The organism is Nostoc sp. CALU 1950 (assembly GCF_051172895.1).
Lineage (GTDB): Bacteria > Cyanobacteriota > Cyanobacteriia > Cyanobacteriales > Nostocaceae > Nostoc > Nostoc edaphicum_A.
Window position 1 is genome coordinate 13,813 of the sequence record NZ_JBDNJQ010000012.1, and the last position, 25,526, is coordinate 39,338.

General features: G+C 40.8%; 22 protein-coding genes, 3 tRNA genes and 3 pseudogenes. 20 read left to right on the forward strand and 8 right to left on the reverse strand.

The window, feature by feature from the left end; translation table 11 throughout:
* The first annotated feature begins 82 nt into the window (after positions 1 to 82).
* Both ABF638_RS05650 and ABF638_RS05655 read left to right on the forward strand, forming a co-directional pair.
* The gene (locus tag ABF638_RS05650) at positions 83 to 478 is read left to right on the forward strand and encodes a hypothetical protein (RefSeq protein ID WP_435021003.1); all 396 of its coding nucleotides are present in this window, start codon (positions 83 to 85) and stop codon (positions 476 to 478) included.
* A gap of 15 nt (positions 479 to 493) precedes the next feature.
* Positions 494 to 1,627, forward strand: coding sequence for a quinone-dependent dihydroorotate dehydrogenase (locus ABF638_RS05655; protein WP_435021005.1), 1,134 nt, complete (start codon positions 494 to 496; stop codon positions 1,625 to 1,627).
* Positions 1,628 to 1,653: 26 nt separating this feature from the next.
* On the opposite strand, the gene ABF638_RS05660 is transcribed toward ABF638_RS05655, so the two are convergent.
* Positions 1,654 to 2,385 (reverse strand): hypothetical protein, encoded by a 732-nt coding sequence (locus ABF638_RS05660; RefSeq protein WP_435021007.1) that lies wholly within the window; start codon positions 2,383 to 2,385, stop codon positions 1,654 to 1,656.
* A gap of 521 nt (positions 2,386 to 2,906) precedes the next feature.
* On the opposite strand from ABF638_RS05660, the gene ABF638_RS05665 reads away from it, so the two are divergent.
* From ABF638_RS05665 to ABF638_RS05680, 4 genes are all read left to right on the forward strand, one after another.
* Positions 2,907 to 3,036 (forward strand) — tRNA-OTHER (locus ABF638_RS05665).
* Positions 3,037 to 3,078: 42 nt separating this feature from the next.
* Positions 3,079 to 3,207: transfer RNA gene (locus ABF638_RS05670), tRNA-OTHER, on the forward strand.
* Between the two features lie 46 nt (positions 3,208 to 3,253).
* Positions 3,254 to 3,379 (forward strand) — tRNA-OTHER (locus ABF638_RS05675).
* A gap of 37 nt (positions 3,380 to 3,416) precedes the next feature.
* The gene (locus ABF638_RS05680) at positions 3,417 to 5,018 is read left to right on the forward strand and encodes a TROVE domain-containing protein (RefSeq protein ID WP_435021009.1); all 1,602 of its coding nucleotides are present in this window, start codon (positions 3,417 to 3,419) and stop codon (positions 5,016 to 5,018) included.
* Between the two features lie 321 nt (positions 5,019 to 5,339).
* On the opposite strand, the gene ABF638_RS05685 is transcribed toward ABF638_RS05680, so the two are convergent.
* Complete coding sequence (locus ABF638_RS05685) at positions 5,340 to 6,194, reverse strand: peptidoglycan-binding domain-containing protein (protein WP_435021011.1); 855 nt, start codon at positions 6,192 to 6,194, stop codon at positions 5,340 to 5,342.
* Between the two features lie 254 nt (positions 6,195 to 6,448).
* On the opposite strand from ABF638_RS05685, the gene ABF638_RS05690 reads away from it, so the two are divergent.
* On the forward strand, positions 6,449 to 8,746 hold the full coding sequence (locus tag ABF638_RS05690; protein WP_435021013.1) for an NB-ARC domain-containing protein: 2,298 nt from the start codon (positions 6,449 to 6,451) through the stop codon (positions 8,744 to 8,746).
* A gap of 351 nt (positions 8,747 to 9,097) precedes the next feature.
* Positions 9,098 to 10,444 (forward strand): glutathione-disulfide reductase, encoded by a 1,347-nt coding sequence (gene gorA / locus ABF638_RS05695; RefSeq protein ID WP_435021015.1) that lies wholly within the window; start codon positions 9,098 to 9,100, stop codon positions 10,442 to 10,444.
* A gap of 80 nt (positions 10,445 to 10,524) precedes the next feature.
* Here the strand turns inward: gorA and ABF638_RS05700 are convergent, their stop codons facing one another.
* Positions 10,525 to 12,885 (reverse strand): CHASE2 domain-containing protein, encoded by a 2,361-nt coding sequence (locus ABF638_RS05700; protein WP_435021017.1) that lies wholly within the window; start codon positions 12,883 to 12,885, stop codon positions 10,525 to 10,527.
* Between the two features lie 739 nt (positions 12,886 to 13,624).
* Between ABF638_RS05700 and ABF638_RS05705 the strand changes: the two genes are divergently transcribed.
* The 6 genes from ABF638_RS05705 (at position 13,625) to ABF638_RS05730 (ending at position 18,831) form a co-directional block, all read left to right on the forward strand.
* Positions 13,625 to 14,146: an NYN domain-containing protein gene (locus ABF638_RS05705; protein WP_041565194.1), complete on the forward strand. Its 522-nt coding sequence runs from the start codon at positions 13,625 to 13,627 to the stop codon at positions 14,144 to 14,146.
* Positions 14,147 to 14,241: 95 nt separating this feature from the next.
* The gene (locus tag ABF638_RS05710; protein WP_435021020.1) at positions 14,242 to 15,846 is read left to right on the forward strand and encodes a 2-isopropylmalate synthase; all 1,605 of its coding nucleotides are present in this window, start codon (positions 14,242 to 14,244) and stop codon (positions 15,844 to 15,846) included.
* A 101-nt stretch (positions 15,847 to 15,947) separates the two neighbouring features.
* Positions 15,948 to 16,427, forward strand: a complete 480-nt coding sequence (locus ABF638_RS05715) for a GNAT family N-acetyltransferase (RefSeq protein WP_435021022.1) — start codon at positions 15,948 to 15,950, stop codon at positions 16,425 to 16,427.
* A 46-nt stretch (positions 16,428 to 16,473) separates the two neighbouring features.
* Positions 16,474 to 16,968, forward strand: a complete 495-nt coding sequence (locus ABF638_RS05720) for a hypothetical protein (RefSeq protein ID WP_435021024.1) — start codon at positions 16,474 to 16,476, stop codon at positions 16,966 to 16,968.
* 258 nt (positions 16,969 to 17,226) lie between these two features.
* Positions 17,227 to 17,685 (forward strand): hypothetical protein, encoded by a 459-nt coding sequence (locus ABF638_RS05725; protein ID WP_435021026.1) that lies wholly within the window; start codon positions 17,227 to 17,229, stop codon positions 17,683 to 17,685.
* A 474-nt stretch (positions 17,686 to 18,159) separates the two neighbouring features.
* Positions 18,160 to 18,831, forward strand: coding sequence for an ester cyclase (locus ABF638_RS05730; protein WP_435021028.1), 672 nt, complete (start codon positions 18,160 to 18,162; stop codon positions 18,829 to 18,831).
* Positions 18,832 to 19,004: 173 nt separating this feature from the next.
* Here the strand turns inward: ABF638_RS05730 and ABF638_RS05735 are convergent, their stop codons facing one another.
* A complete protein-coding gene (locus ABF638_RS05735; RefSeq protein WP_435021030.1) occupies positions 19,005 to 19,151 on the reverse strand; it encodes a hypothetical protein in 147 nt (48 codons plus the stop codon).
* A 30-nt stretch (positions 19,152 to 19,181) separates the two neighbouring features.
* The gene (locus ABF638_RS05740; protein WP_435021032.1) at positions 19,182 to 19,442 is read right to left on the reverse strand and encodes a hypothetical protein; all 261 of its coding nucleotides are present in this window, start codon (positions 19,440 to 19,442) and stop codon (positions 19,182 to 19,184) included.
* 163 nt (positions 19,443 to 19,605) lie between these two features.
* Between ABF638_RS05740 and ABF638_RS05745 the strand changes: the two are divergent.
* Positions 19,606 to 19,893: pseudogene (locus tag ABF638_RS05745) on the forward strand (DEAD/DEAH box helicase); the annotation flags it as partial.
* A gap of 365 nt (positions 19,894 to 20,258) precedes the next feature.
* Here the strand turns inward: ABF638_RS05745 and ABF638_RS05750 are convergent.
* Positions 20,259 to 20,597: a hypothetical protein gene (locus tag ABF638_RS05750; RefSeq protein ID WP_435021034.1), complete on the reverse strand. Its 339-nt coding sequence runs from the start codon at positions 20,595 to 20,597 to the stop codon at positions 20,259 to 20,261.
* Between the two features lie 271 nt (positions 20,598 to 20,868).
* Positions 20,869 to 21,018, reverse strand: a pseudogene (locus tag ABF638_RS05755) (BRO family protein); the annotation flags it as partial.
* A gap of 205 nt (positions 21,019 to 21,223) precedes the next feature.
* Between ABF638_RS05755 and ABF638_RS05760 the strand changes: the two are divergent.
* From ABF638_RS05760 to ABF638_RS05775, 4 genes are all read left to right on the forward strand, one after another.
* Complete coding sequence (locus ABF638_RS05760) at positions 21,224 to 21,535, forward strand: hypothetical protein (RefSeq protein ID WP_435021036.1); 312 nt, start codon at positions 21,224 to 21,226, stop codon at positions 21,533 to 21,535.
* 8 nt (positions 21,536 to 21,543) lie between these two features.
* Positions 21,544 to 21,825, forward strand: a complete 282-nt coding sequence (locus ABF638_RS05765; RefSeq protein WP_435021038.1) for a hypothetical protein — start codon at positions 21,544 to 21,546, stop codon at positions 21,823 to 21,825.
* A gap of 115 nt (positions 21,826 to 21,940) precedes the next feature.
* Positions 21,941 to 22,393 carry a hypothetical protein gene (locus ABF638_RS05770; RefSeq protein WP_435021040.1) on the forward strand — a complete coding sequence of 151 codons (453 nt, stop codon included), beginning with the start codon at positions 21,941 to 21,943 and terminating at the stop codon, positions 22,391 to 22,393.
* Positions 22,394 to 22,765: 372 nt separating this feature from the next.
* Positions 22,766 to 23,065, forward strand: coding sequence for a hypothetical protein (locus ABF638_RS05775; protein ID WP_435021042.1), 300 nt, complete (start codon positions 22,766 to 22,768; stop codon positions 23,063 to 23,065).
* A 158-nt stretch (positions 23,066 to 23,223) separates the two neighbouring features.
* On the opposite strand, the gene ABF638_RS05780 is transcribed toward ABF638_RS05775, so the two are convergent.
* Positions 23,224 to 24,696 carry a tyrosine-type recombinase/integrase gene (locus tag ABF638_RS05780; RefSeq protein WP_435021044.1) on the reverse strand — a complete coding sequence of 491 codons (1,473 nt, stop codon included), beginning with the start codon at positions 24,694 to 24,696 and terminating at the stop codon, positions 23,224 to 23,226.
* 62 nt (positions 24,697 to 24,758) lie between these two features.
* Here ABF638_RS05780 and ABF638_RS05785 point away from each other — a divergent pair.
* A pseudogene (locus ABF638_RS05785) lies at positions 24,759 to 25,382 on the forward strand (helicase-related protein); the annotation flags it as partial.
* Positions 25,383 to 25,526 lie beyond the last annotated feature (144 nt).

Here is a 25,526-nt window from a genome sequence, read left to right on the forward strand (position 1 = left end):
GTAATATTGCCACGGGTGTTTGCTGAAAGTTCTAAGTAACGAGTTGGTTGGAGTTAGATTATGGAGTGCTAGGGATAGGGAAATGGGCGAAACTTCATCCGATGCTCTAGAGGAGCAAAGACAAGTCTCAGAGGAAAAGCGAGAGTCTGCTGAAGATACCAGGCTCTCAAAAGAGAAGGAGCGAGAGTCTGCTGAAGATGTCAGATTCTCACAAGAGGAGCAGCGACAGTTTGCTGAAGAAATGAGAAATTCTGCCGAAGAAATGCGGCAGATTGCTGAAGAAATGAGAAATTCTGCGGAAGTAATCCGGCAGATTGCTGAAGAAGTGCGGCTAGCTAAAGAAGAACTCCGACAAGTTAGAGAGGAAGCACGGCAAGTCAAAGACGAACTCCGACAAGCTAAAGAGGGACTCCAAGAAGCTAAAGACGAACTCCGACAAGCTAAAGAGGAAGCGCGGCGGTCTACCGAATTCGCGTAGTGTTTAAGGATTAAAATGGATATTTATCAACTTGCTATTCGTCCGCTTTTGTTCAATCTGGTAAAAACCGATTCAGAATGGTTACACCAGCAGACGATTCGCACTTTTAGCTGGCTATCGCAAACCCCTGCTAGTTGGGCAAACCAACGCTTACGAAAATCTTTATGTCTGTACGATTCCCGCCTAGAACAAAATTTGTTTGGGCTAAACTTTCCAAATCCCGTAGGGTTAGCAGCTGGCTTCGATAAGGATGGAGTCGCTGCTGGCATTTGGCCTAATCTGGGTTTTGGCTTTGCGGAATTAGGAACTGTAACTTTTCATGCACAGCCAGGAAATCCACGTCCTCGTTTGTTTCGCCTACCGTTGGATAAAGCTGCTCTCAATCGGATGGGTTTTAATAATCTTGGTGCAGCAGCAATGGCGGCACGTTTGACACAGGAAAAACAGGAGTTAACTCAGTCAATACCCATAGGGATAAATTTGGGTAAATCTAAGGTGACTCCCCTAGAAGCAGCCGCACAGGATTATCTCGATAGTTTTCGCTTACTCAAGGATTTGGGAGATTATTTTGTTGTTAATGTCTCTTCTCCCAATACACCAGGGTTGCGATCGCTCCAAGATGCTTCTATGCTCAGTGCCATCTTAGATTTATTACAACAAGAAAATACTTCACAAAAACCAATTTTTGTCAAGATAGCGCCAGATTTATCATGGGAAGCGATCGCTGACATTATAACTCTTGCTAAAACCTACCAACTGGCGGGAATTATTGCCACTAACACCACCATTAGCCGTGATGGACTAAAAACTCAGGTAATTGACCAAACTGGCAAATCACCCCAGGAAGAAGCTGGCGGAATTAGTGGTGAACCATTGCGCGATCGCTCCACTGAGGTAATTCGTTTTATTTGGCAGCAAACCCAAGGACAAATCCCAATTATTGGCGTTGGTGGCATCTTTTCTGCTGAAGATGCTTGGGAAAAAATTACTGCTGGTGCTAGTTTGATTCAGGTTTATACTGGCTGGATTTACGAAGGGCCACTGATGGTACGCCGGATTCTAGCAGGTTTGCTTTCCAAGCTAGAACAAAACGGATTAAATTCCATCAACGAAGCTGTGGGTTTACAAACAAATATTCCAAAATCCTAATTACGAATTACGAATTACGAATTGTTTTACCCTTCTTCCTCCACTGGGAAAAACTCCTTAGTTTTTTCCGAGTATGTCCAGGCAATACCATCAGGGTCTTTGCTGCGACTCCATTCTGGAAACTCTGGATCATTTCGCCGTTTATAAACTGTACTGGAATAGACATTTAGCCGTTTAGCAAGTTCAGATTGAATCAGAGAGCCAAAAATTAACTGTTTTTCCAGTGATCGTTTCGCTTCCTCATGGGTTGGCTGTGGGAGTGATTCGGTTTCTGGTTCTTCCTCCTGTGGGGTTGGTGGTGGCGGTGGTGCTAAGAGCGATCGCGCAGTTTTAGTAACTGCTTGAGCCGGAAGCTCTTTAACAGGCTCACTACTGTCAAGAATATTGCCGAGAATACTGGCAGTTATAAAGTAATAAGACTGCCCCGCCTCTTCAGAGTTGACTATACTGGCACCAAATTCCGAGGCTTTACCATCCAAGTAGCGTTTTGCCGTTGTTCCAGGAAAATTGCCCTTGATTGCCAAGTCCATTGGCGTAAGTCTGCCTTGATTTTCGCGAACTAACTGATGAAAAATGGGGTTAACTCGATGAGTCCACTGTTGCCATTGATATTCCTGCCAAAGCTTGAAGCCAATTACCAGCACAATTAGCGCCAGTAAAATTCTCCATGTGGCAACCAGGAAAATAATCAAAAACGAGATGGGCAAAAGTAGAACGAGAAAAGCCTTGCCGTTATCTTCTATGGGTTTCTCACTCATGCCGATTTTTGCCAAGTGAATTTTGGGAAATAATATTATTATTATATTGGCAAAAATTGGCACACTTTTTTGTATCTTTTGGCAAAGTTGCAGCAAATTTGCCGGCAAAAGCTTTTTTCAGTAAGTGTTATAGGCTTTGGTCTGCGATGCCTACAGCGGTAAACTACGCGCAAAAGTTTTTTAGCAGAGAAAATGAAAGTATTTTTAACTCAACCAACAACTCTATAAATTAGCTTGCCACCCTCTTGACAACAAATACTACATATACTACATTAGTAATACAAGTCAACTTTCACTAGGGAGTTAGCTTTCACCAGTAGCGGATAGCTCAAATGGCAGAGCGCCCACCTTGCCCGAAAGGGCCGACGTATCGAGGGTTATCGCATATAACAAAAACACCCTTGATTAAACTTCTGGAGGTGTAGGTAAAAAACCTACTTCGCTACAGCAAATAGAGTGCTGAGTGACGAATTTTAAATGTTTAACTCATAACTCCTCACTCTTAACTCATAACTTTATATGTGGTGGGTAGCTCAGTGGTTAGAGCGCCTAAACATCCTTATTCACCCCTTGCCTGAAAAGGCCGAAGAATTGAGGGTTATTGCCTGCCAAGCGGGAGGTCGCGGGTTCGATTCCCGCTCCACTACACCAAATCTAGTCCTGAATTTTTAATTTTTAATTTTTAATTTTCATGTGGCGGGTAGCTCAGTTTGGTAGAGCGCTAAACATCCTTGTTCACCCCTTGCCTGCAAAGGCCGACGAATTAGGGTTATCGATTAGGGTTCGAGAGGTCGCGGGTTCAAATCCCGCTCCGCTACACCAAATAATTTTGGATTAAATTTAAAATCCAAAATCTAAAATTTTCATGTGGCAGATAGCTCAGTTGGTAGAGCACCGAAAAACATCCTTGTTCACACCTTGCCTGAAAAGGCCGACGAATTAGGGTTATCGCCTCTTAAGCCGGATGTCGCAGGTTCAAATCCTGCTTTGCCACCTTTCATTTTTGCCCGCAAGGGCCGGGAGATGAAGCGATGAATTACAATTTTTTCACTAAAAAGAAAACAACTACACCCCAAAATCAACCTATCCCCGGACGAGAAGCAGAGATGATTCCGGGACGTTCCGGTGGCTTTATGTTTGATGCTGGCATTTGGAAAATGCTGCGCCGTTGTCTTTTAGTTGGCACAGCAAAAAGCACTTACTACGCTGGTAAACAGGAATTAACTGAAGATTTTGTGACAGTTGTCAGACAAGCTGTTGCCGAAAATCCTGGTCGTGTAGCGGAAGAAATTCTCTATGCTAGCGATGGACGCGCCATCAACAACAGTGCGCCTATATTAGCTTTAGTGTTGCTATCAATGGGTGAAACACCAGAAGCAAAACAGGCGTTTGGTGAAATCTTCCCGCAAGTTGTCCGTACTGGTAGCCACTTCTACGAATGGCTGAACTACACCAAATCTCTGCGGGGATTTGGCAAAGTAGTGCGGGAAGCTGGTAAAACTTGGCTCTCAAGGGAAGATGTCAAAGGCTTGGCTTATCAACTGTTGAAATATCAACAGCGTCAAGGCTTCTCCCACCGAGATGCATTGCGGTTGTTCCATGTCAAACCGCCTACAGAAAATCACCGTCAACTATTTGAGTGGGTAGTTAGAGGCTGGGAAGAATTGCCAGCAGACATCCCTTCAGAGGCGTTGACGCAGATTTGGTGGTATGAGTGGCTGAAGCGGAATCCCACCCAAACCCATGAAGCTATTTCCCAAGGACGCTTAACCCACGAAATGGCTGCACCTGTGGGCAAAATGGACAAGCTTGCTTGGCAGCTGCTATTTCAGGAAATGCCAATAGGTGCAATGTTACGTAACCTGGGTTCTTTAACTGAACTGGGTGTGTTACGAGCTGATGAAAACGCTAATTTGCTTCAAGTGGAAGCAGTTCTTAATCGCAGAGAACATCTGCGTAAAGGTCGCATCCATCCGATTGATGTTTTGAAAGCACTCAAAACTTATGAATCTGGTGGGACATTAGGACGTAGTAAGAAAACTTGGAATCCAGTTCCTCGGATTGTAGACATATTAGAAAAGGCGGTTGAACTGTCTTTTGATGTTGTCCAACCCACAGGTAAAGTGTTCATGCACGCCGTGGACGTTTCTGGTTCTATGGGTAGCATGGTTGCAGATATGGGACTGACTTGCTGTGAAATTGCCACCATAATGGCACTGGTGACAGCAAAAGCAGAGAAAAACTACATGATTCGCGGCTTTGCTACCGAATTCCGGGAATTGGGTATCACCGCCAAAGATAGTTTTAGTTCTGCGGTTCGCAAAGCTAGCAACCAAAACTTTGGTGGAACGGATGCATCTGTAGCTTACGACTGGATGATTAAGAATAAGTTCAAGGCGGATGTAGTCTGCTTTTGGACTGACTCGGAAAGCTGGGCTGGGTATAAGCATCCAAGTCAAGCGCTGAAGGAGTACCGCAAAAAGGTAAATCCCAACGTCAAGGCGGTTTATGTCACCTTGACACCTTACCAAATTACCTTGGTAGATCCTGAAGATTCGCTCTCTTGGGATTTGGCAGGATTCGACCCAGGTACACCTCGGATCATCCAGATGCTAGCTGCGGGTGAATTATAGATATTGCTGAAGGATAAAGGATGAAACACTTTATCCTTCATACTTCATGGTGGGTTATCCTTGTTCGCAACTTGCCTTTCGGGGACGGAGAATTTAGGGTTATCGGTTACGTCTCCACCATTGTGGGGATTAGCGGGTTCAATCCCCGCACCCGCCTTTGTTTGATTTTTTCGTTACGCAAGAGCGCAAAGAAGAAGGCGATTTAATTTTTGAATGGTCGTTTTTCTATTTCAGCTATGGGTAAGAGTAGGGTTTTTTCGATGTGCGATCGCTATTTTTAGAAGCACAACGATCGCTCATCATCTATTCACCCACTCAATGTTAATTAAACAATGTCCCCACAAAACCGATAATTGGTTTCCAAAAGATACCAGTTAACACATAAGGAGCATATTCTAAAAGCGGTAAACTTGAGTGCTTCGAGGGCTTCAGTGGTAAACACTCCAAAAGAAAAGGCACTATACAGGTGAGTCCATAGGCAGTTGCTAAGGCTATATTCCATTTCAGTTCATCTGCTACTGGTATGGGGCTACAATAAATACCCAGTAGAATGAAAGAGATCATTAAAAGCTGCTCACAAAAAAACCAGGATTGGGGCGAGAGAAAATAAACTAACTGGAGAAAGCTTTTGTTATCTATTTTTTGTCGCATTCCCATTAATACAGCCCAAGTCGCAGCCCCAACTACGCCATCATCTTTCAGTCCATAAGTTCTTTGAAAACGTTTAACACCTCTTTCAGTTTCCCGACTAAAATATCCATCAGGTTCTTTTTTGAAAAATCCTTCTTCATTAAGGATAGTTTGCAGTTCCTTTATAGCATCCTGTAATTTCGGCGACATACTTTTCTGATTGCGGTAAAGCCTTGGGTATAAAAGGCAAGCCCAACTTAATGGCCCTACTACTCCATCTACCTGAAGATTATTGGTTTTCTGAAATTTTATTACAGCTTCTTCTGTCTCTAGGTCAAATTTACCACTAAGAGTTGAGAGAAAACCCTGAGCTTGCAGTCGCTCTTGCAGTTCATTAATCGATTCCTGTGCAGAGGTTGGCGAAAAATCTCGGTACAGTATGGGACGTTTATTGAATACACAGACTTGTTTTTCTTCTGGGAAATAACGCCGAGATTGTTTTAGCCCAAATAAGATACTTAAGAACTTGAGTGTTGTATTTTTCATAGTTTTGTTGAGTAAACAGTTTTGAGAAGTTTTAGAGATTAGAAGCAGGCATTATCTGGAGTAACTCCCTACCTACCAAAGAAAAAAATCAATTTAGATACTAATATACGAATATTTGCTATTAATAGCCCGTTGCAAAGTTAACAACGTGTTAATGCTTTGTAAGTTAAATAAATTGATACAATATCTGAAAATTTTGTCCGTTAAAATGTTCGTAATACAACATTTAATCAAAAACTAATAGGGCGATATTTATGTCAGATGAGTCAGAGGGTGGGAATCTGTCTGAAACCTGGTATCAAAAGGTTTTACAGGACTGGGATATAGATCGTTTATTGACTGACTTGGAGTCTAGAATTCAAAAGCGATACAGACAAAATACTAAGAAAGACCTGTTACTTGGGTTGCTGTGCGGGTATAGCTTGACAAAGATCAGTCAGGACTTGTATAGAGATAACGCTGGTGTAAGAGTGGTATTGAGCAATATCTATCGAGATATTGAAACTTTGACAGGAGAACCAGACAACAGCGTGAGGTCAAGCAACCTTATTTGCATTCTAGAGAGACATGGATATCGCAGAGGTGTTGCTGTCCCCCACAATCTGCCATCACCAACCTACACAGAATTTATTGGGCGCGAGGCAGATATGAAAAAGCTACTGGAACGGCTTTTGCCGATGCATGGCGCTCACATGATTACAGTGCATGGCATTGGTGGCGTAGGGAAAACAGCGCTGGTATTAGCAGCTGCTTACGTATGTTTAGAAGCTAGCAACGAAAACAGTTCTGATGCACCTAAATTTGATGCGATTATTTTCACTTCAGCCAAACAACAAGAACTGATTCCCGATATGATTTTGCAACGGCAGCAAGGACAGCGTAACCTGCGCGAAATTTTTCGGGTGATTGCTAATGCTTTAAACGACTCTACAATTATTCAATCTCCTCCCAATGACCAATTTGAGCGTGTACGCCAATGTCTTTCTAAACAGCGAACGCTTCTGATTGTGGACAATATGGACACTATAGAGGACAGGGATGAGGTTATAGAATTCCTATACAATTTACCCATTTGCGTCAAAGTAGTAATTACTACCCGCGAACGAATTGCCTTGCTGCCAATCAGTCTGCGAAACTTGCCCCTGAATGATGGTTTGCAGTTGATTCAGCAACAAGCCGAAGAAAAAGGTATAACTATCCAAGATGAAGACTCTAGCTTGCTCTATGATCGCACTGGAGGAATCCCTCTCGCTATTGTCTACGCACTCGGTCAAGTTTCTAGTGGCTACTCTTTGAACTTCGTATTGAAGCAGTTAGCCTCTGCTACAGGCGATGTGGCTCGTTTTTGCTTTGAGAAATCAGTGCAAAATATCGAGGGACAGCCACCCCACAAGTTACTAATGTCATTGGCGATTTTTCCTGACTCTCCCATCCAAGCCGCTGTGGCTGAAGTAGCTGGACTAACATCTGCTCCTGATTCTGTCAATAATGGCCTGGTACGTTTGCAGCAACTCTCATTAGTGAATCTGAACTCAGAAACTAAACGATACGAGATGCTGTCTCTGACTCGTGAGTATGCCTTAGCACAATTAGCTGCTTACCCAGATTTTGAGAAAGAAGTACGGAAACGGTGGGTGAAATGGTATCTAAATTTTGCTTACAGATACGGCGGAGAAGATTGGGAGAACTGGATACATTACGACAGGTTAAAGGAAGAGGAAGGAAATTTACGGGCAGTACTTTATTGGTGTAAAAACCAAGACCATTATGCAGAAGTTAGGGATTTGTGGTTGCTCTTGAACCACTACGCCAATCTCTATGCTTATTGGAACGAGCGCCTCGATTGGTTGGAATGGTTGATAGAACAATCAGAACGACGTGGTGAATGGTCATCTTTAGTAAAATTCATGATCCGCAAAACCTGGCTGCTAATTCGGGAGTGTTCACCCCAAAGTCTCACGCAAGCAGACGAAATATTGCAGCGGGCGTGGGTTTTACGCGACCATGCAGATTCATACGTTCAGGCTGACTTAGCCGAAAGTATGGCTAGACTGCGAATCAGACAAAATAATTATACAGATGCACGCCACTGGCTAATGGTAGAAGAAAAATTGGTGATTGATGCGAATCTAGAGGAGCGACAGCACATCCGCTATTTTATTCCCGTTCTTTATCATCGGGCTGAAATCTTTTATTCAGAAGGTGAATATTTTTCAACAAAGAAACTATTTCAAGATGTGATGAAAAGCGCAGAAAAAATCAATTGGCATCGGGTGATTAATTCTGCTCAAAATTGGCTTGCTGATATTGCCATCGAACAAGGCGATCGCGATGAAGCTCAAAAGCTATTAATTAAAGGCTTAACTGTCGCCGAAAGCAGCAATAATAAACGGCGTCTGGCTCGTTATCAACGTTCTCTAGCCCGTTGGGAGAAAAAGTGGGGAAGTGCCCAGAAAGCCTGCCAATTATCAACTCAGGCTTTTAATGGTTTTGAGCAATTGGGAATGACAAGGGATGCACAGGAGATGCAAACTTTACTTGATTGCCCATAATTGTCTGCAAACAACGCATTTCCGGTTAGAGAGACGCGATAAATCGCCGTCTCTACAATGGGCTGCACTTCACCGCCAGCGATCGCACGCCCACCCGAAGCGATCGCACTTATATCTCTTGTAAGATGTACAATATGCTTGTTTAGCAACATAATGTAATATAACTTAGCAATAATGGAGCGATCGCTGTTCCTTTTGAATCTAATTGCTAGGAAAGCAGCAATCTGCTACATATCAGGATGGTTTGATCTCAATTTGTCCACCCAAAGACAGTAGATTAAGTTTTGTCTGAATAACTATAAGGGATGAAATAGCTCTGCTTTCCAAAAAGTGAAAAAGGAACAGATTTTTATGACATTTGATTACGATTTGTTTGTCATTGGTGCTGGGCCTGGGGGATTGGCAGCAGCTAAAAAAGCAGCTAGTTACGGTGTACGTGTCGCTATTGCCGAACAAGAATCCCTCGGTGGGACTTGTGTAAATCGCGGTTGCGTTCCGAAAAAACTGATTGTTTACGCCGCTGACTTCGCCCTGCAAAATAAAATAGCGCACAGTTATGGGTGGAGTGACTGTCAAACATACTTTGACTGGACATTATTTATTAAGTCAGTACATCAGCATATTGACACCATTAATCAATCATATTTTCAGCAATTGCACAAAGCTGGGATTGAATTAATTTCTCACCATGCCACTTTCATCGATGCCCATACGATCAATGTTGATGGACGCAAAGTTACAGCAGATAAAATTTTAATTGCTGTGGGAGGGCAACCCCTCAAGCCCAAAATCCCTGGTATAGAATATGCCATCACATCCCGCGAGATGTTTCAGCTACCTTATTTGCCGAAACGTTTAGCAATTATTGGCGGCGGCTACATTGGCGTAGAATTTTCCAGCATGATGCACGCTTTTGGTTGCCAGGTGACGGTAATTGAAAAAGACGAGATGATTTTATCGGGGTTTGATGATGATATTCGCTCTGCGGTACAACAGGGTTTGAGTCAACGCGGAATTAAATTATTTAGCAACCGCACCGTTCAAGAAATCAAATACTCAGATGAGAGTTTGTTGTTAACTATTACTGGTAAGAAACGGGAAATAATTACAGCAGATACCATCTTAGTTGCCACAGGTTACGCTCCAAATACCAAAAATCTTGGTTTGGAAAATGCCCGTGTTGAACTTGGCGAAGATGGTGCCATTAAAGTAGATGAATATAGCCGCACCAGCCAAAAAAATATTTTTGCTGTGGGTGACTGCACCAGCCGCGTGCAATTTTCTCCAGTGGCTAAGGCAGAAGGTATTGCTTTTGCCGATACAGTTTTTGGTAACAAGCCGCAAAAACTAAATTATGATTATGTACCCTCTGCTGTTTTTTGTCGTCCAGAAGTGGCTAGTGTTGGGATGACAGAGGCGGAGGCACGGGAAAAATTTGGTGAATCTGTAGAATGCTACTACACCCAATTTCAACCACTGTTGTCTCGGCTAATCGAACAAAGTCAGTCAACTACTATGAAGTTAGTAGTAAATGCTGATTCTGGGCAAGTTTTGGGTGCCCACATGGTGGGTGAACACGCAGCAGATATCATTCAAAGTCTCGGCGTGGCAATTCGCAAAGGCATTACTAAAGAAGACTTTGATGAAACCATAGGCATTCATCCCACAGCAGGAGAAGAATTTCTGTCGTTACATTAAAATCGTGTGCAGGATTGATTCAAGAAGATGCGGAGAAATTTAAAATATTTTCTCCGCTTACTCCTATCCCCGCGTCCTTTTCAAGAAGTTTCTGAGGGAGATTTTGTGGGAGGATCTAATTCGGCTAAAGTATTCATTGATGAGTCATCTTCTGGGATATGGTATCTGCTTTGAGTGCTTCTCAAATCGTCAAAAGCTTCAAAAGCTTCAAGATCCTTAAGAGCCTCTGATGCAGACTGATATCGCTGTTTGAAGTCATCCACTACCATTTTACTGAAAATCTTAGCTAGGGATTGACTGACCTGGGTGCGTAGCTTACCGCCGTAGGCATCGCTCCATTTGATTTCCCCGTCAGCATCTCTTTCTAGATCACGGGGTGCGATACCAGTCAAGGCTTTAATCCCAACCATGCCAACTGCATAGATATCACTACTGTAGTGTGGACGCCCAAAACATTGTTCGCTTGGTGCGTAACCCTGAGTACCAATGCCAATGGTGAAAGGGGTTTGCTCTTGCTCATCAACCTGTTTGATACTAACTTCTTTGACGGCGCCAAAGTCAATCAATATCAGTTTTCCGTCTGAGTGTCGCCGGATGATATTGCTGGGTTTAATATCCCGATGAATCACGTAGTTTTCATGGACAAATGTTAATGTTTGCAATAAGTCCCTGACAATTTTGATCGCTGCAATTTCATTAATTGCTCTACCTGCGATCAGTTCCTGACTTAGAGGATGACCAATTATCTGTTCTTGCACTAGATAAAATTCTTCATCTTCTTCAAAATATGCCAAAAGTTGAGGGATTTGTTCGTGTGTTCCCAATCTTTCGAGTGTTTGTGCCTCTGAGTTAAATAAACGCCTAGCAAGTTGTAACCCTTCTGGTTTAGTGTTGGCTGGTTTGAGTTGTTTGACAACACATCGCGGATTACTAGGACGTTGAATATCTTCGGCAATGTAGGTTTCGCTGAATCCACCGGAACCGAGGACTTTAACAATTTTGTAGCGTCCAGCCAGTATTTTTCCTGATAGGGCTAAATCCCTTTGTTGGATTAGGTATTGTAAGTCATATTGTTGGCTGATAATCTCTTGGACAACGGGGGAAGTTTTATACTTTTGAAAAATATCTACTAATTGGCGTTTTCTAATGCTTTCTCTCATTACTGAGGTTCCCAGGTAACAAAGTCCGGTCATCGCGATCGCGATCGCTGGTACTGTAGTGGGAAAAATTAACTGACCATAGACAAAGAACCCATAACTAATTACGACCCAAGTGCTAGACAGGGCGAGGCTATAGAGAAATCTATTGATACTACGCTTGCGACTTTTAATCATCAAGGCTGTACTGCCAACTAGAATTAGCACAAACAAACCCCGCAATGGTAGATTTTTAATTCCTTGAGCGATCGCTTTACCTGTCATCAAAGTTGCGATCGCATTGGCGTGAATTTCCACGCCCGACATGGGTTGAGTGCTACTGCTAACGGCGACTGGATGATAATCATTGTTTAACTTATCTGTTGCACCAATCAGCACAATCTTATCTTTGAAGAACTTTCCCTGCTGCAAATAGGTGTTCCAGTTTTCCGGGTCGAATACGTGCCAAAAGGGTATTTGCTCAAATGTACCCGCAGACCCCCAAAAATAAATGCGATCGCCCTTTGGTCGGGGATAATTTACTTGTGCTGCCCTCAGCGCTGCTTCACCAAAGGATAGCCGCTTCTTGGTAAATAAATTATCTTCACCTAATAACTTGGGAAACTCACTCGCTAATCGATGAACTTTTCCATCAACTTCTAAAGGAAAATTAACTGAGCCAATAGACACTGGCCCTGTGCGAAACATTTGTTGTGGGTCTGTAAGTTGCGTAAAAGACCCTTGGTGCGTTTCAGAATTTTCATAGATGGCTGCTAAGGTAACTTTGCGGCCATATTTTTGCAATGCTGCCTGAAGTTGGCGATCGTCATTAGCTCCATAACTGCTTGTTGTGTCAAAAACAACATCTATAGCTACAGAGCGGGCACCGGCTTTGATTAATTTTGTGATTACCTGGCCATAAGCAGCACGCTGATAAGGAAAAGATTTCAGTGTTTCTAGGTAGGCATACTGTTTTGGATCTGTTTTATAGTACTGTTCGGGAACTGATATTGACTGATCGTCTATTGCTAAAATTACGATATCTTCTGGAGGCACTATCGGCCCACGCACTTGCATAAAGCCAGAAAACACCTGATTATCCAGCAATTGAACCACTTCCCAACCAGAAGCACTCACAACTGCTGCCCCGATTACCCAAGCGCCAGCGAGGAGATGACCTAAGCGAACCATCCACCTGGACTGGCGAACCGATGCAGTCGAAGTTACTTTTGTCGGTTTACTTGACAGTCTATTTGCAGCAGAGACATAGTTTTTAGTTAAGGTAGATGTAGGTTCTTCTGCCATGTCGTGTTACTAATTGATTTAAGTCCAACACTTTTATTTATTCAGACCACGTTTTAGTGTAAGCACATTGAAATAAGACTTAAATGATAATCTTATACATTTGTAAAGTATCTTCTATTCACCAACAAACTTCTATTGGCAGAGCTAGTCCCCAAGAGATTTCTACTCAAACACCACTTAAATTATTCTTTTTTTGTTGAATGAGTTACAACTAGTGATTGTCTCACAGATCAGAGCCGGATATCCTCTGCCTGTGCATTTGGTTGTGGTGAGATTTCACCCTAACCTAACCAACAAGTACGCTTCTAACTGGGTGCTTTACCCAAAGCTGTCCCAATCCTGTCTTCTGTCTTTGGCGCAATATTGGTACTCCCCACAAAGCGTATCCTGAGACTGAAAGCTTTACCTAAAGATGGGCATTAACTTATATCCTACCTTAAGCCTATGCTATACCTCTTTAGGAGTAAACTTTAGTGTTATGCAGCGATGAATGCTGTTACTGGGTCAATTTTATTGGTAGATTTTGATCATCGGGTGGCTCTTGTAGTGTCGGAGGTGAATACGGTTAGCACCCAGGATCTCAACTCCAATGTTGCATCCGTTTTTATGCCTTGAAAGAGGTAGGATAAAAGCTATAGATAAAGAGCTACTTTATAGATATTAGCAAACAAGGCATTTGAAAATTGCTATAATCTATTGTTCCATCTAAATTCATATATATTATTAGGTGTAAATTTGTATGGGTTCTCCAATGAATCGTCTGTCTATTTTTGTAGACGGAAACAATATGTTCTATGCTCAACAAAAAAATGGCTGGTTTTTTGACCCACGGCGAGTCTTAGAATACTTCAAACATGAGCAATCAGAAACAACATTAATTAATGCCTTCTGGTACACTGGCTTAAAAGACCCGCAAGATCAGCGAGGTTTTAGAGATGCTCTAATTAGTCTAGGATATACAGTCAGAACTAAAATTCTTAAAGAATATTATGATGATACTTCCGGTCGCTACTCACAAAAAGCGAATTTAGATATTGAAATTGTTGTAGATATGTTTAATACAGTTGACCAGTATGACCGAGTAGTATTATTCAGTGGTGATGGGGATTTTGAAAGAGCAATCGAACTATTACGCTCAAAAAATACACATATTACGGTAGTATCAACTGAAGGAATGATCGCTAGAGAGTTACGCAACGCTACTGATAGATATATAGATTTAAATGATATCAGAGATCAAATAGAAAAAACCGAAGGTTAGTAGCCTTAGCAATTATTTACAAAGGTAAGAGTAAAAGAAAAACTAAGGTTGAAGATATATTGAGCTACACATAAACACTAAACAACAAACGGCAAATGACAAACAAAACAGATCGAATCATCATTTTTGATACAACATTGCGAGATGGAGAGCAGTGTCCAGGAGCGACTTTAAATATAGACGAAAAGCTAGTTATTGCCAAGCAATTAGCGCGTCTGGGTGTAGATGTAATTGAAGCCGGCTTTGCTTTTGCCAGTCCCGGAGATTTTGAAGCAGTCAAGAAGATTGCTCAAGTTGTTGGGATAGAAAATGGCCCGGTAGTTTGTAGTTTGGCAAGAGCCATTAAAGCAGATATTGAAGCGGCTGCGGAAGCATTAAAACCAGCAGTTAATGCCAGAATTCACACATTTATTTCGACTTCTGATATTCATTTAGAGTATCAGTTACGGAAGTCAAGGGCAGAGGTGTTAGCGATCGCAGAAGAAATGGTAGCCTATGCCAAGTCCTTCATGACAGATATCGAATTTTCACCAATGGATGCGGCTCGTACCGATCCAGAATTTCTGTACCAAGTATTAGAGCGAGCGATCGCAGCAGGTGCAACAACAGTTAACATTCCCGATACTGTAGGTTACACAACTCCTAGCGAATTTGGAGCCATGATTAAGGGGATTATCGAAAATGTCCCCAACATCGACCAAGCGATTGTTTCCGTTCACGGGCACAATGATTTAGGCTTGGCAGTTGCTAACTTCTTAGAAGCCGTCAAAAACGGCGCACGGCAACTAGAATGTACAATCAATGGCATTGGCGAACGAGCCGGCAATGCATCACTAGAAGAATTGGTAATGGCGTTGCATGTGCGGCGACAATATTTTAACCCTTATCTCGGCAGACCAGAAGATTCTCAAGAATCTCTGACAAATATTGACACCCGACAAATTTACAAAACCTCACGCTTAGTTTCTAATTTGACGGGAATGTTAGTACAACCAAATAAAGCAATTGTTGGGGCGAATGCCTTTGCCCATGAGTCGGGAATTCACCAAGATGGGGTGTTAAAGAACAAGCTAACCTACGAAATTATGGATGCCCAATTGATTGGCTTAACAGACAATCAGATAGTTTTGGGCAAACATTCAGGTAGAAATGCTTTCCGCACTCGGTTGAAAGAATTGGGCTTTGAACTGTCAGATACCGAGTTAAATAAAGCCTTCGTTAGATTCAAAGAAGTAGCAGATAAAAAGAAAGATATTTCTGATTGGGATTTGGAAGCGATCGTTAACGATGAAATCCAACAAGCACCCGATTTGTTCCGAGTAGAATTGGTGCAAGTTTCCTGTGGTAGCAACGCCCGCCCTACTGCTACAGTTACCCTGCGTACCCCAGAAGGTGAAGAATTAACCGATGCTGCGATCGGTACTGGGCCAGTGGATGCAGTTTATAAAGCCATCAACCGGGTGGTGAATGTACCCAACGAGTTGATTGAATTTTCTGTGCAGTCAGTAACAGCCGGTATTGATGCCATTGGCGAAGTGACGATTCGTCTACGTTATGAATCTAAAGTGTTTTCTGGTCATGCAGCGAACACAGATATCATCGTGGCATCCGCGCAAGCTTATGTAAATGCGCTGAATAGGTTGTATGCATCTTTGCAGACTCAAGAAAAGCCAGAGGAAGTAACAGCACAGAAAGTCTGAGATCGGAATCTGTGAAACTGCCAGTTTTTAGCTGATGCTAACAAACTCCTCCCCAACTTTGGGGAGGAGTTATTTATGAGTTCCAAAAATCGTTGGAAATTATGCTGACAGAAAAACATATAACTATCAGAGAAGCCACTAGCAAAGAAGACTTACTGATTGCACAACACTTTTATCAAATGTGGCTAGATATTGGTATTGATGAGAGTGATATCCTTCTGGAGTGCCAGAATATTACCCTCAAATTCATAGAAGAGGCGCGTCGAGATTTGTTTTACAAGGCTTTTGTTGCAGAGGTTGATAATACAGTTGTGGGTTCTGTAAGTTGTCAACTGTTTGCAGGTTTATACCCGAATGTTTTCAAAGATGAATACCGCAAATTTGGATATATTTGGGGCGTTTATGTTGAACAATCTTACCGCGGACAAGGAATTGCCAAATCTCTAACTAATAGAGCAATTGAATATTTAAAAGCAATTGGTTGCACGCGAGTAGTTCTTAACGCTTCGCCATCAGGTAAACCCGTTTACTCCAGCCTCGGTTTTTCTGAAGGGAATGTAATGCAATTAGATTTGGTCTGAGAATGGTTTTGACTTAGACCTATGTAAATTCAATCCCGGAAATACAATGATAGACCGTATCCTTCTTTTAGCTATTTTCATTGTCATCGGAATACCATTAAGTTTGTTAAGCATCTTCTATAGCTTAAATTATTCAGGTTTCTGTTTTGCAAAGATGCGTTATTTAAGTGATGAAGAAAAGTTACGAATGGCTTTTGATTATAACAATAGGGAGGATAAATTATTTGTATATGGAGGTGGAACAGTAAAATCTTACCAACATATCAAGTATGCAAGTTTTGATGAATATATCAAAGAAAATCCAGACTGCTGTTCTATCAATTACGGTGAACCATACAAGATTGCACAGGCTTCATTTATTCCAGAGTCTTCATTTTTAGATCGTATATCTGGACTTGGTTTTCGCGATTTGACAGTAATTAACTTCAAAGTACGTTATTTAGATGAAAACGGTAATGAGAGAGTACAAGAAGTACGTTTTGGAAATACTTTACGGAACTGTGGTCGTCCAGTATCCATTTGGTTTAATAAAGATACTTAATCACATTAAGTACATATCTTTTTAGGGGACTATAGCTATGTATCCCTAGCTTTTTATTAACTAAAGCGGGAAATACTATACCTATTAAACAACTCAAATGTATCGGAGATTAATAATGCAAAATCTAACAATAATCAGATTATAACTTTGTGCCTATAGGGGCAAATTTCCACTAATACAATTTTTTTTAAATAGAAATTGGATTTGACTGCAAGATGTTTTGATTGAAGAAATATCTAAATTATCATAGATTCAATAATGAACCGCACTTATTTTTTAGCTATTTTACTTGTAATTGGATTCCCGTTAACCATTTTAAGCATATACTTTAGCTTAAATTATTCAGGATTTTGCTTTGCTAAGATGCGTTATCTCAGCGAGAAAGATAAGCTTAAATTAGCTTTTGATTCTCTAAATAATGCAGAACAATTACGTATTAAAATTGCAGGTAAGATGCAATATCACGAATTTATCAAGTATAAAAGTTTTGATGAATATATTAAAGATAATCCTGATTGTTGTACGATTAGTCCTCGTGGTGGTGTTGATGCTATAGGAGATTCTTTTTTAACTCGTATATTTGGACTTCATTCTGGCGAGGGGATACGTATTAAGTTCAAAGTCCGCTATTTAGATGAAAATGGCTTGCAAATATCTCAAGAAAGAACTGCTGGCATTAGTTTACAAAACTGTGGGGAAGGAGTGACTTTAGATTAATATTTGTTAATTAACATAACTGAGATATTGGAGAATCGTAATGTCAATTTTAAATAAAAAATAAGGAAAACTACCTAATTATTCATATACCTATGAATTTCTTCATCAAGAGAGTAAATTTCAGGATTTAGAAGCAGCCCTAGCGACTATAAGTCGCGGCTATACAGACAAAAGCAGGTTAGCAAAACTTTAGATTTTGTGTCAGTCCAACTGCATGGACTACCTAAAAAAGCACTCCAGGGTAGGTTGGGTTGAGGAACGACACCCAACCTACGAATCTTCTTAACCGAGCAGTATTGCGATAGGATAAGTTTTTAGCTCAAGAAGCATCCGTGTTACTCGTATTCGTATTTGTGCAAAAAGTCAAGTTTATTGAGTTGATTATGAATATTGTTTACTTTTTTAGATTTTTCGATTTACTTATATCCATAAAATTTTATTCTGAGAAACGATGTTTATAGTCAGTTAGCTTGTATGAGTAGCGAGAAAACAACAGAATTGCCACTCTGGGTACAAGATAGAGATATAGTCATTGCTCATGATGAAGAAGTACAGTGGCGAGAAGGAAAACGCCCGGATTATTCATACACCAATGAATTTCTTCATCAAGAGAGTAAATTTCAGCATCCTGAAGGTTCTTTAGAAGCGATCGCTCAAAACTTAGTCCGAAATTTTGAGATGGAAGCTTCTAATAAATCTAATCCTGAACAGTGGCTTTCGATTGTTACTGATAAGTTTAAAATGAGTACCAATGGGGGACAACAATTCACTGCTCAGGATGTCGCAACTGAAGGTACTTATAACCTGTTTTTGGGTCAAAGTGAGCAGTATAGCTCTGAAACAGAAACCTTTGAATCGTCATTCCAAGTTTTTCACAATGCTTTTCCTAATGGCTTTCTTTGGGAATTAACAGAAATCCTTTCGGGGCCACCTAATGTAACCTTTAAGTGGCGACATTGGGGAACATTTAATGGTTCTTATAAAGACTATGCACCCACAGGTGAAACCATAGAAATCGTAGGAATTAGTATTGCTCGTGTGACTGATGATTTGAAGATTGAGTCTTTAGAGCATTATTTTGATAATAGTGTCTTTCTTCAGAAATTAACGGCAGGTGGTTGTCCCTTCCATTCCCAAAATCAGTAGCTTTGGCGACTAGAAGTTGCGGCTATAAAGACAAAACCTGTCTCCGCAGGTTAGCAAAACTTTGATTTTGTGGTAGTCCAACTGCATGGACTACCCTGCGGTAAGCAGCAAAGCACGTATGTTTGTGTAGTAGCGACTTCTACTCGTTTAATACTTTTAAAATATCCTCTTACTTATGCTTGATCAGTATTAGGATTTAAACGCATCATGATTTTTTCCGGCTCTGCCAAATTTTTAAAACCATAACGGCGATAAAGTCCATGAGCATCTTTTGTACCTAACAACCACCTTTGCACGTCTTGCAGTTCTGGATATTCCAAAATATATTCTACAAACCATTTTCCTAAACCCTATCCTCGATAAGACTCCAGAATAAAAACATCTTTTAATAATGCAGAAGTTGCATAGTCAGTGATGACTCTGGCAAAGCCAACTTGTTGATTATCTTCATAAATTTCAAAGCATAAAGAGTTTTGTATTGACTTTTCAAAAGTAGCTAACGGGATATTTTTAGCCCAATAGGAAGTTTGGAAAAAATCATGAATCATTTGAGTATCTAATTTAGATTTATCAGTGCTGATGTAAAACTTGTGTTTTAATTCTTCGTTCATTTGGCTGAATTTTTTATTTAATATGTTGATGCATAATAATTCATTTTAATTCATTATTACAGTCAGTACTTTGCAAACTAAGATGATGAAATTACTGAACCATTAGCTGGATAGTAGAGGCTATATTCAGTGTTTAAGAATATTGGTGCATCTACTATTGATTATGAATCAGCCTACAACAAAATCTTGGCAAGAAGTTCTTGCTGCTTTTAAAAAAATCTGGGGTTATGAAGATTTCCGTCCGCCACAGGGAGAAATTGTCAGCAGTTTATTGGCACAAAAAGATGCGCTGATTATTATGCCCACAGGTGGCGGAAAGTCGATTTGTTTTCAACTCCCCGCACTCCTACAAACAGGATTAACTTTAGTAGTTTCGCCCTTGGTGGCGTTGATGGAAAATCAAGTACAGGAACTACTACAAAGCTATCAAAAAGCAGCACTTTTGCATGCGGGATAGTTGATATACCTGTATTATCAGTACTTTCAGGCTTGTTTACCCAAACAATGCTCACTCAATGCTCAAACTATTGTTTTTGTGTACAAAATGCTATTGTTGGGTAACTTTTGGCACACAGTATTAGTGTTCAAACAATGCTCAAATAATTGACATAATACCCTGTTTCCAGAGTGCTACTTTTACCTAACACTTTTAATGTTAGTTTAAGTGTTACTTGTAGGTAGCACTTCCTGGGAAGGTATACCCTATGCTTCCAAATAAACAATTATCGACTATTCAGAATATGCTTTCATCTCTTGTAGTAAAGCAAGAGTACTGCAAAAGATGACATTTAAGCATAGGGCAGCCTGTTTACTGAATTAAATATAATCAGGCACTATGGCATTTCCGTTTACAGCCGTTACGACGTTTAACTTGTATGTGGAAGCAAAGGACTGAAGATTGAGAGTGGTATCAGTTTCAACGGTTCCTGTCACTGGTAGCGGATAAGCGTTTAATCTCTCTCCTTTCTCAGCGCTGGTATTGTCGTTATTTGCGGTAATTTGTGCTACGGCACACGCTTGCAAAAAGATAGCCAAGAACTCACATACAGTAACGTTGATTGGTAATACAGCCATAGAAGCAATGTAAGTAGCGACTTCTGTGCTTGTGCATTTAGCATGAATTTGAGCAAGTGTTAGGTCTGGAGTAGCGGTCATCTTTGCACCTTGTTGTAACTTGATTATTTACCTAAATTAGTTTTCCCCACAATCAATCTTGAAGTCACATAGCAGTGGTTGGGGTACTCCAGAAAGGATAAATGCTTAGAAGCTATCAAAGGTCACCTTGAACATGGTTTGGACTTTTCCACCTCATCAGGGAAAAGTACTGGAGGTAGACCAAAGCAAGATACAAGGTTGTCTGTGGAAGGTTTTAAGTTACTCGGTATGATGTCTGGCACGGAACAAGGCGGAAACATTAGAAGGTATTTTATTCAGTGAGAACGAGAGAGTATAAACCAGGCTCGTTAATAGTTGCCATTTCCCTACTTTGACCTGATGTCGTTATTACCGACATCCCTTTTTCATCGTCATCTAATCTATCTAGTGCATCTCTACTGTTTGCAATACCCAATACATTGCAAACATCTGCAAGAAAAGAATTTTATCCGTCACAGTATACATTTCAGCCTATTTTCTTATTTCTGTCCCAAAATAAGTTGACACTCTCTTATTTAATGGCTATAAATAAGAAAAGGCAGAGACAGCAAGGGATTCAGAGATTTATCGATTCCATAGCGCTGTTGATGTCGATTAGTAAAGTTAGCTGAGGGAAACAATAGCTTATGCCTAGAGGTATTCCGAAGACAGGTAAACGTAATCCTGGGGGTGGCAGAAAAAAGAAGTTTGATACTCCTACAGTACGTAAGCGCATACCTAAAGCACTTGCAGAAAAGATTGAAGACATCCACCAATTTTTAATGGAATTGGATGAGGAGATTAGCAAGTGGGAACAAGTGTGTGATGAGAAATCTACAAGCCCAAGGTATGAAAGAGCGAGGCAACTTGTTCTACTCCTAAGAGAGCGAATTAATGCACTAGGCATTAACATCAGTTCCACCAATTCTGATAACCAAGAAAACAAACAAGAGGAATAGTTAAACAGATGAATACCAAAAATACAACTAGCAATATTGTTCCATTCCGCCGTTGGGTCAACGATTGTGACCGAATAAAAGCGTATGTGATTCCCGCCCCTAATGGGAAATGGCGTTGTTATTGCTACTGTCGTATTAGTTGTGACGGACTTTGTTATGAAGGGGATTTATCACAGATGATTTACCCTACAAAATCTAGAGCTATTGCCAGCGTTCAGTTCATGGTCAGAGGTTTATTTGAGAATAGTGAATTAGGCACTCTATTAAAAATACCTACCAAGGAACCGTAGTCCTAGTAGGTATTGGAAATGATTGATTTTGTCTAGTCTGTTAATTCAACATTCCCTTTGGTAGCTGGTAACTGCCAGAGGGAAACCAAAACAAAAATGTTTAGTAATCAATATCATGATAGCACTGTCATCCGTCAAAACTAACAGCATCCTGGAAACCAGCAACACAAGTGGACTCCCTGCTGCATACGATTATGCAACGATATATTGTGACAACACTTCCTATTCACTGGCATCAAGTCAAGAGCGAGATGAGAACCAATTGGTAAATGATTCCACCGAAGTTGCAACAAGCAATACAAAAACTGTTTGCGGTAAAAATCTCGCACTGAGAAACAAAGCACTTCGGGTATTTCGAGATAGGTGTTACCCTTTCTTCTCATTAGATGAAATTGCTCTATACCACAAGCCAAAAGACATCAGAGATTACATAACTCTACACGTTCACCCTTTCAACAAAGCTTGCCATCGTGACTTAAGCGTTCGCGGTGGGAGTAAGGACTTTTGGGAATCCGTGATTAAGTGGTGTGAGGTATACCCATCCTCTCAAACTAACACTCCACACTAACACTCTAACTAACACTTTTAGTGTTACCTGGAATGTTAGTACAGGGTAACACTTTCAACAGAGGTATACCCTGTACTGCTGTGCTTTGCGAACGGTTAAATAGTCGATGCCGCCCATAAGTTGTAGACCTAATTTTACAGTGTCTACCCCAAAAAGTTTTTCTAATACCTTAAGGTATTAGAAAAATATTTTATTGTATTGAGCTTTGGAGCGATCGCAATCACGAGTCATTGCTGATAAGTTTTGTGGGGGATGACTGTCTTAAGACTTCCCAAGTTTGGCGTGTAAATGAAAATCAAACTGCAAGGACTACCGATGTAATCAATTACAGGTTATATTAATGCCCTCACAAAAACTCTAGAATCCAGCACTATGTTTGTACTCTCACATAACTTGCGTTTTCAGGTTTATCGCCGTGGTAATTGCATCGGTGTGGTGAAATATTCTCAAGGTCATGGTAAGTGGTATGCACAAGTTTATCAGTGTGGTAAAAAGTGGAATGATTTTGTAAGGGAGCTTGCAAGCTGGGTAGGTGAGACGGCTGGTAAAGCTACGGCTCCTATGCATGAGATGTTAATGCGTTATGCTGACTTTCCCCTTGAGAAGCAGCGCTGGCAATTGCCACCTTTTGCAAACAAAGCAGAATGTTTAAAACGTGTTCACAGTTTTTAGGCGAATGCTATTCATGAGCTTCCCAATAAAATGATATGTAGGTATACCCTGTCCCTCAAACTAACACTCCAAAGTAACACTTTTACTAACACTAAAAATGTTAGTTTGAAGTAACACTTTTTACAGAGGGGTATACCTATCTTGTTGTTTTCTGGATTCTAAATATTTGGCATTACAACATCACTGATATCACCCAAGTACTTTTTATCATCAAGAAGTTTTTCTATTAACTCTTGCTGTTTTCTAACTTGTTCCTTTAGTAGGTCAAGTTCAGTTTGCTGTTGAGATTGTTGATTAGCTGGTAACTCTGGGTTAATTTGCATTGCTCTATCAGCGATATCTTGATAATGTTTTTGACTCACTAATTCACCATGCCCACACCATGCACTAACTATTTTTTCGTCTCTATTTAAATCGAATATCTGATGAGTGATGAATGTATGACGAGTATTGTAAGGTGACAGATATTTAGTGAGCTTACCTTGCTTAACTAATTCGGTAATTATTCCTTTATTTTTATTTGCCTCATTTCCTTTCCAGGCGCGACAGAATACATTATCCAGAATTATTTTCCCTCTTTTGCTTTTGAAAACAATATCATTCAGTTCACCTTGTGGTATCGATTTCAGAAGGTTCCACACCTCACCATCTTTAGGCATAGGGAAAATTCTAATTAAATCCTTGTCCCCCTTGGCTGTTTTTGTGGGATAAAACCTTTTGGTTTGATTGTCGTAAGTACGCCTAATAAGTATTTGCTCTTTATTCCACAAAACATCACACCACATAAAAGCTATTGCTTCACCCGTCCTACAGCCAGTGAATAATTTGAATTTAGTAAATGAATACCAGTGGCTTATCTGTGGTGTATTTTTGATGTAATCAAGTATCAATTGCACCTCATCCCAAGCATAAGCTTTTGTTGTGTCCAATACATCATCATCAGACTCGGTTTCTATTTCATTTTGTTTTTTACCTTTAGCACCTTTAACTGTAATTTCATTCTCTAGTTTTTCGTAAGGATTGGAGTTAATCAATTTTTGACGCATTGCCAATTGATAAGCTTTTGATAAATGACCGATGAGTTTTTTAACATTTATCAGACTTCTATTCTCAAACAGCCAATTCCTTATCTTCATTGCATCTTGTGACTCTGTAGCCTTAATCGCTGACTCAATGAAGTTGACATAACAGCCCATAAAAACATTCTCAAAAGTACTTTCCTTTAAGTCGTGCTTGCGGTACTCACAATACATACCCCACACTTCCATTAAGCCGAGTTCGGGCTTGGGTGGTAGTTGGTCATCTGATGTAGTTTCACTTTTCACCAACCTCAACCTTGCTTGCAAACCGTACTCCTTCAAAATTTCTTGATATCGACCCAAGTCAAAGTTACCTTTACCGTCATCTAATTTCCCGTCCTCAAGTTCTATCTGTAGTCGTCTTTGTAACTGACTAGCCTTGCTTTCCCAACCGTCTATTAGCGAGATACCTGTCGCTAGCTTTATTTGACCCTTGTTGCAATAACTTCTAGGAAAACAAGCCTTGACACTTCCTGAATCAATCCTGACGGCTACTTGACCCTTCTTAGCTTTACCCGTCGGTGTTTTGCTGCTATTTACCATAATGCTCATTTAATGCTCAAAATGTGGAAGTCAGTTATTTTAGAACTGCCTTATAAGGATTATAAATTATAGCTAGTTATCATGCGGGATTAGGTGCAACCGAACGCCGTGCAGTAGAAGCAAGCTGGTTAAGTGGTAAAATGCCTTTTGTCGTTTGCACCTGTGCTTTTGGCATGGGGATAAATAAAAGTGATGTTCGTTGGGTGGCCCATTTTCACGCACCACATCTGCTATCTGAATATGTGCAAGAAATTGGCCGCGCTGGAAGGGATGGGAAACCGGCCCAAGCGTTGACATTGGTGAGTGAACCTACAGGGTGGTTAGATCCAGAGGATAAGCAAAGACAGGAGTTTTTTCAAGAGCAAATGCGATCGCAACAACAAATAGCGCAGCAACTTGTGAAAAAATTACCAAAACAGGGAGAAGTGAATGCAGTAACTCGACAATTTCCTGAAGGTGCAACGGCGCTAGCATTACTCCACAGCAGTGGTCAGTTAAACTGGCTTGACCCTTTCCATTACACCATTGCTCAAAAAGCAGGAAATCAGCCACCAACACAATTACACGCTGCTAAACAGATGCATCAATACCTGACAACTAAACAGTGTCGCTGGCAGTTTTTGTTAAACGCTTTTGGTTTTGACAAAGAAGCCGCTAACCTGCGTTGCGGACATTGCGACAATTGTCGTCAATGAGTATAAAAGACTCATCACTGAGTATCAAAGACTCATCACCGAGTATAAAAGACTCATCACCGAGTATCAAAGACTCGTCGCCGAGTATCAAAGACTCATCGCCGAGTATCAAAGACTCGTCGCCGAGTATAAAAGACTTTGACT

What these genes read in the sequence shown, in the direction of transcription:
- ABF638_RS05705 (WP_041565194.1), top strand. Translation starts at nt 13,625, where the DNA reads ATGGGTTCTCCAATGAATCGTCTGTCTATTTTTGTAGACGGAAACAAT.
- ABF638_RS05700 (WP_435021017.1), bottom strand. Translation starts at nt 12,885, where the DNA reads ATGGCAGAAGAACCTACATCTACCTTAACTAAAAACTATGTCTCTGCT.
- ABF638_RS05760 (WP_435021036.1), top strand. Translation starts at nt 21,224, where the DNA reads ATGCCTAGAGGTATTCCGAAGACAGGTAAACGTAATCCTGGGGGTGGC.
- ABF638_RS05655 (WP_435021005.1), top strand. Translation starts at nt 494, where the DNA reads ATGGATATTTATCAACTTGCTATTCGTCCGCTTTTGTTCAATCTGGTA.
- ABF638_RS05680 (WP_435021009.1), top strand. Translation starts at nt 3,417, where the DNA reads ATGAATTACAATTTTTTCACTAAAAAGAAAACAACTACACCCCAAAAT.
- ABF638_RS05650 (WP_435021003.1), top strand. Translation starts at nt 83, where the DNA reads ATGGGCGAAACTTCATCCGATGCTCTAGAGGAGCAAAGACAAGTCTCA.
- gorA (WP_435021015.1), top strand. Translation starts at nt 9,098, where the DNA reads ATGACATTTGATTACGATTTGTTTGTCATTGGTGCTGGGCCTGGGGGA.
- ABF638_RS05770 (WP_435021040.1), top strand. Translation starts at nt 21,941, where the DNA reads ATGATAGCACTGTCATCCGTCAAAACTAACAGCATCCTGGAAACCAGC.
- ABF638_RS05725 (WP_435021026.1), top strand. Translation starts at nt 17,227, where the DNA reads ATGAACCGCACTTATTTTTTAGCTATTTTACTTGTAATTGGATTCCCG.
- ABF638_RS05715 (WP_435021022.1), top strand. Translation starts at nt 15,948, where the DNA reads ATGCTGACAGAAAAACATATAACTATCAGAGAAGCCACTAGCAAAGAA.
- ABF638_RS05720 (WP_435021024.1), top strand. Translation starts at nt 16,474, where the DNA reads ATGATAGACCGTATCCTTCTTTTAGCTATTTTCATTGTCATCGGAATA.
- ABF638_RS05750 (WP_435021034.1), bottom strand. Translation starts at nt 20,597, where the DNA reads ATGACCGCTACTCCAGACCTAACACTTGCTCAAATTCATGCTAAATGC.
- ABF638_RS05765 (WP_435021038.1), top strand. Translation starts at nt 21,544, where the DNA reads ATGAATACCAAAAATACAACTAGCAATATTGTTCCATTCCGCCGTTGG.
- ABF638_RS05710 (WP_435021020.1), top strand. Translation starts at nt 14,242, where the DNA reads ATGACAAACAAAACAGATCGAATCATCATTTTTGATACAACATTGCGA.
- ABF638_RS05775 (WP_435021042.1), top strand. Translation starts at nt 22,766, where the DNA reads ATGTTTGTACTCTCACATAACTTGCGTTTTCAGGTTTATCGCCGTGGT.
- ABF638_RS05685 (WP_435021011.1), bottom strand. Translation starts at nt 6,194, where the DNA reads ATGAAAAATACAACACTCAAGTTCTTAAGTATCTTATTTGGGCTAAAA.
- ABF638_RS05730 (WP_435021028.1), top strand. Translation starts at nt 18,160, where the DNA reads ATGAGTAGCGAGAAAACAACAGAATTGCCACTCTGGGTACAAGATAGA.
- ABF638_RS05780 (WP_435021044.1), bottom strand. Translation starts at nt 24,696, where the DNA reads ATGAGCATTATGGTAAATAGCAGCAAAACACCGACGGGTAAAGCTAAG.
- ABF638_RS05690 (WP_435021013.1), top strand. Translation starts at nt 6,449, where the DNA reads ATGTCAGATGAGTCAGAGGGTGGGAATCTGTCTGAAACCTGGTATCAA.
- ABF638_RS05660 (WP_435021007.1), bottom strand. Translation starts at nt 2,385, where the DNA reads ATGAGTGAGAAACCCATAGAAGATAACGGCAAGGCTTTTCTCGTTCTA.
- ABF638_RS05740 (WP_435021032.1), bottom strand. Translation starts at nt 19,442, where the DNA reads ATGAACGAAGAATTAAAACACAAGTTTTACATCAGCACTGATAAATCT.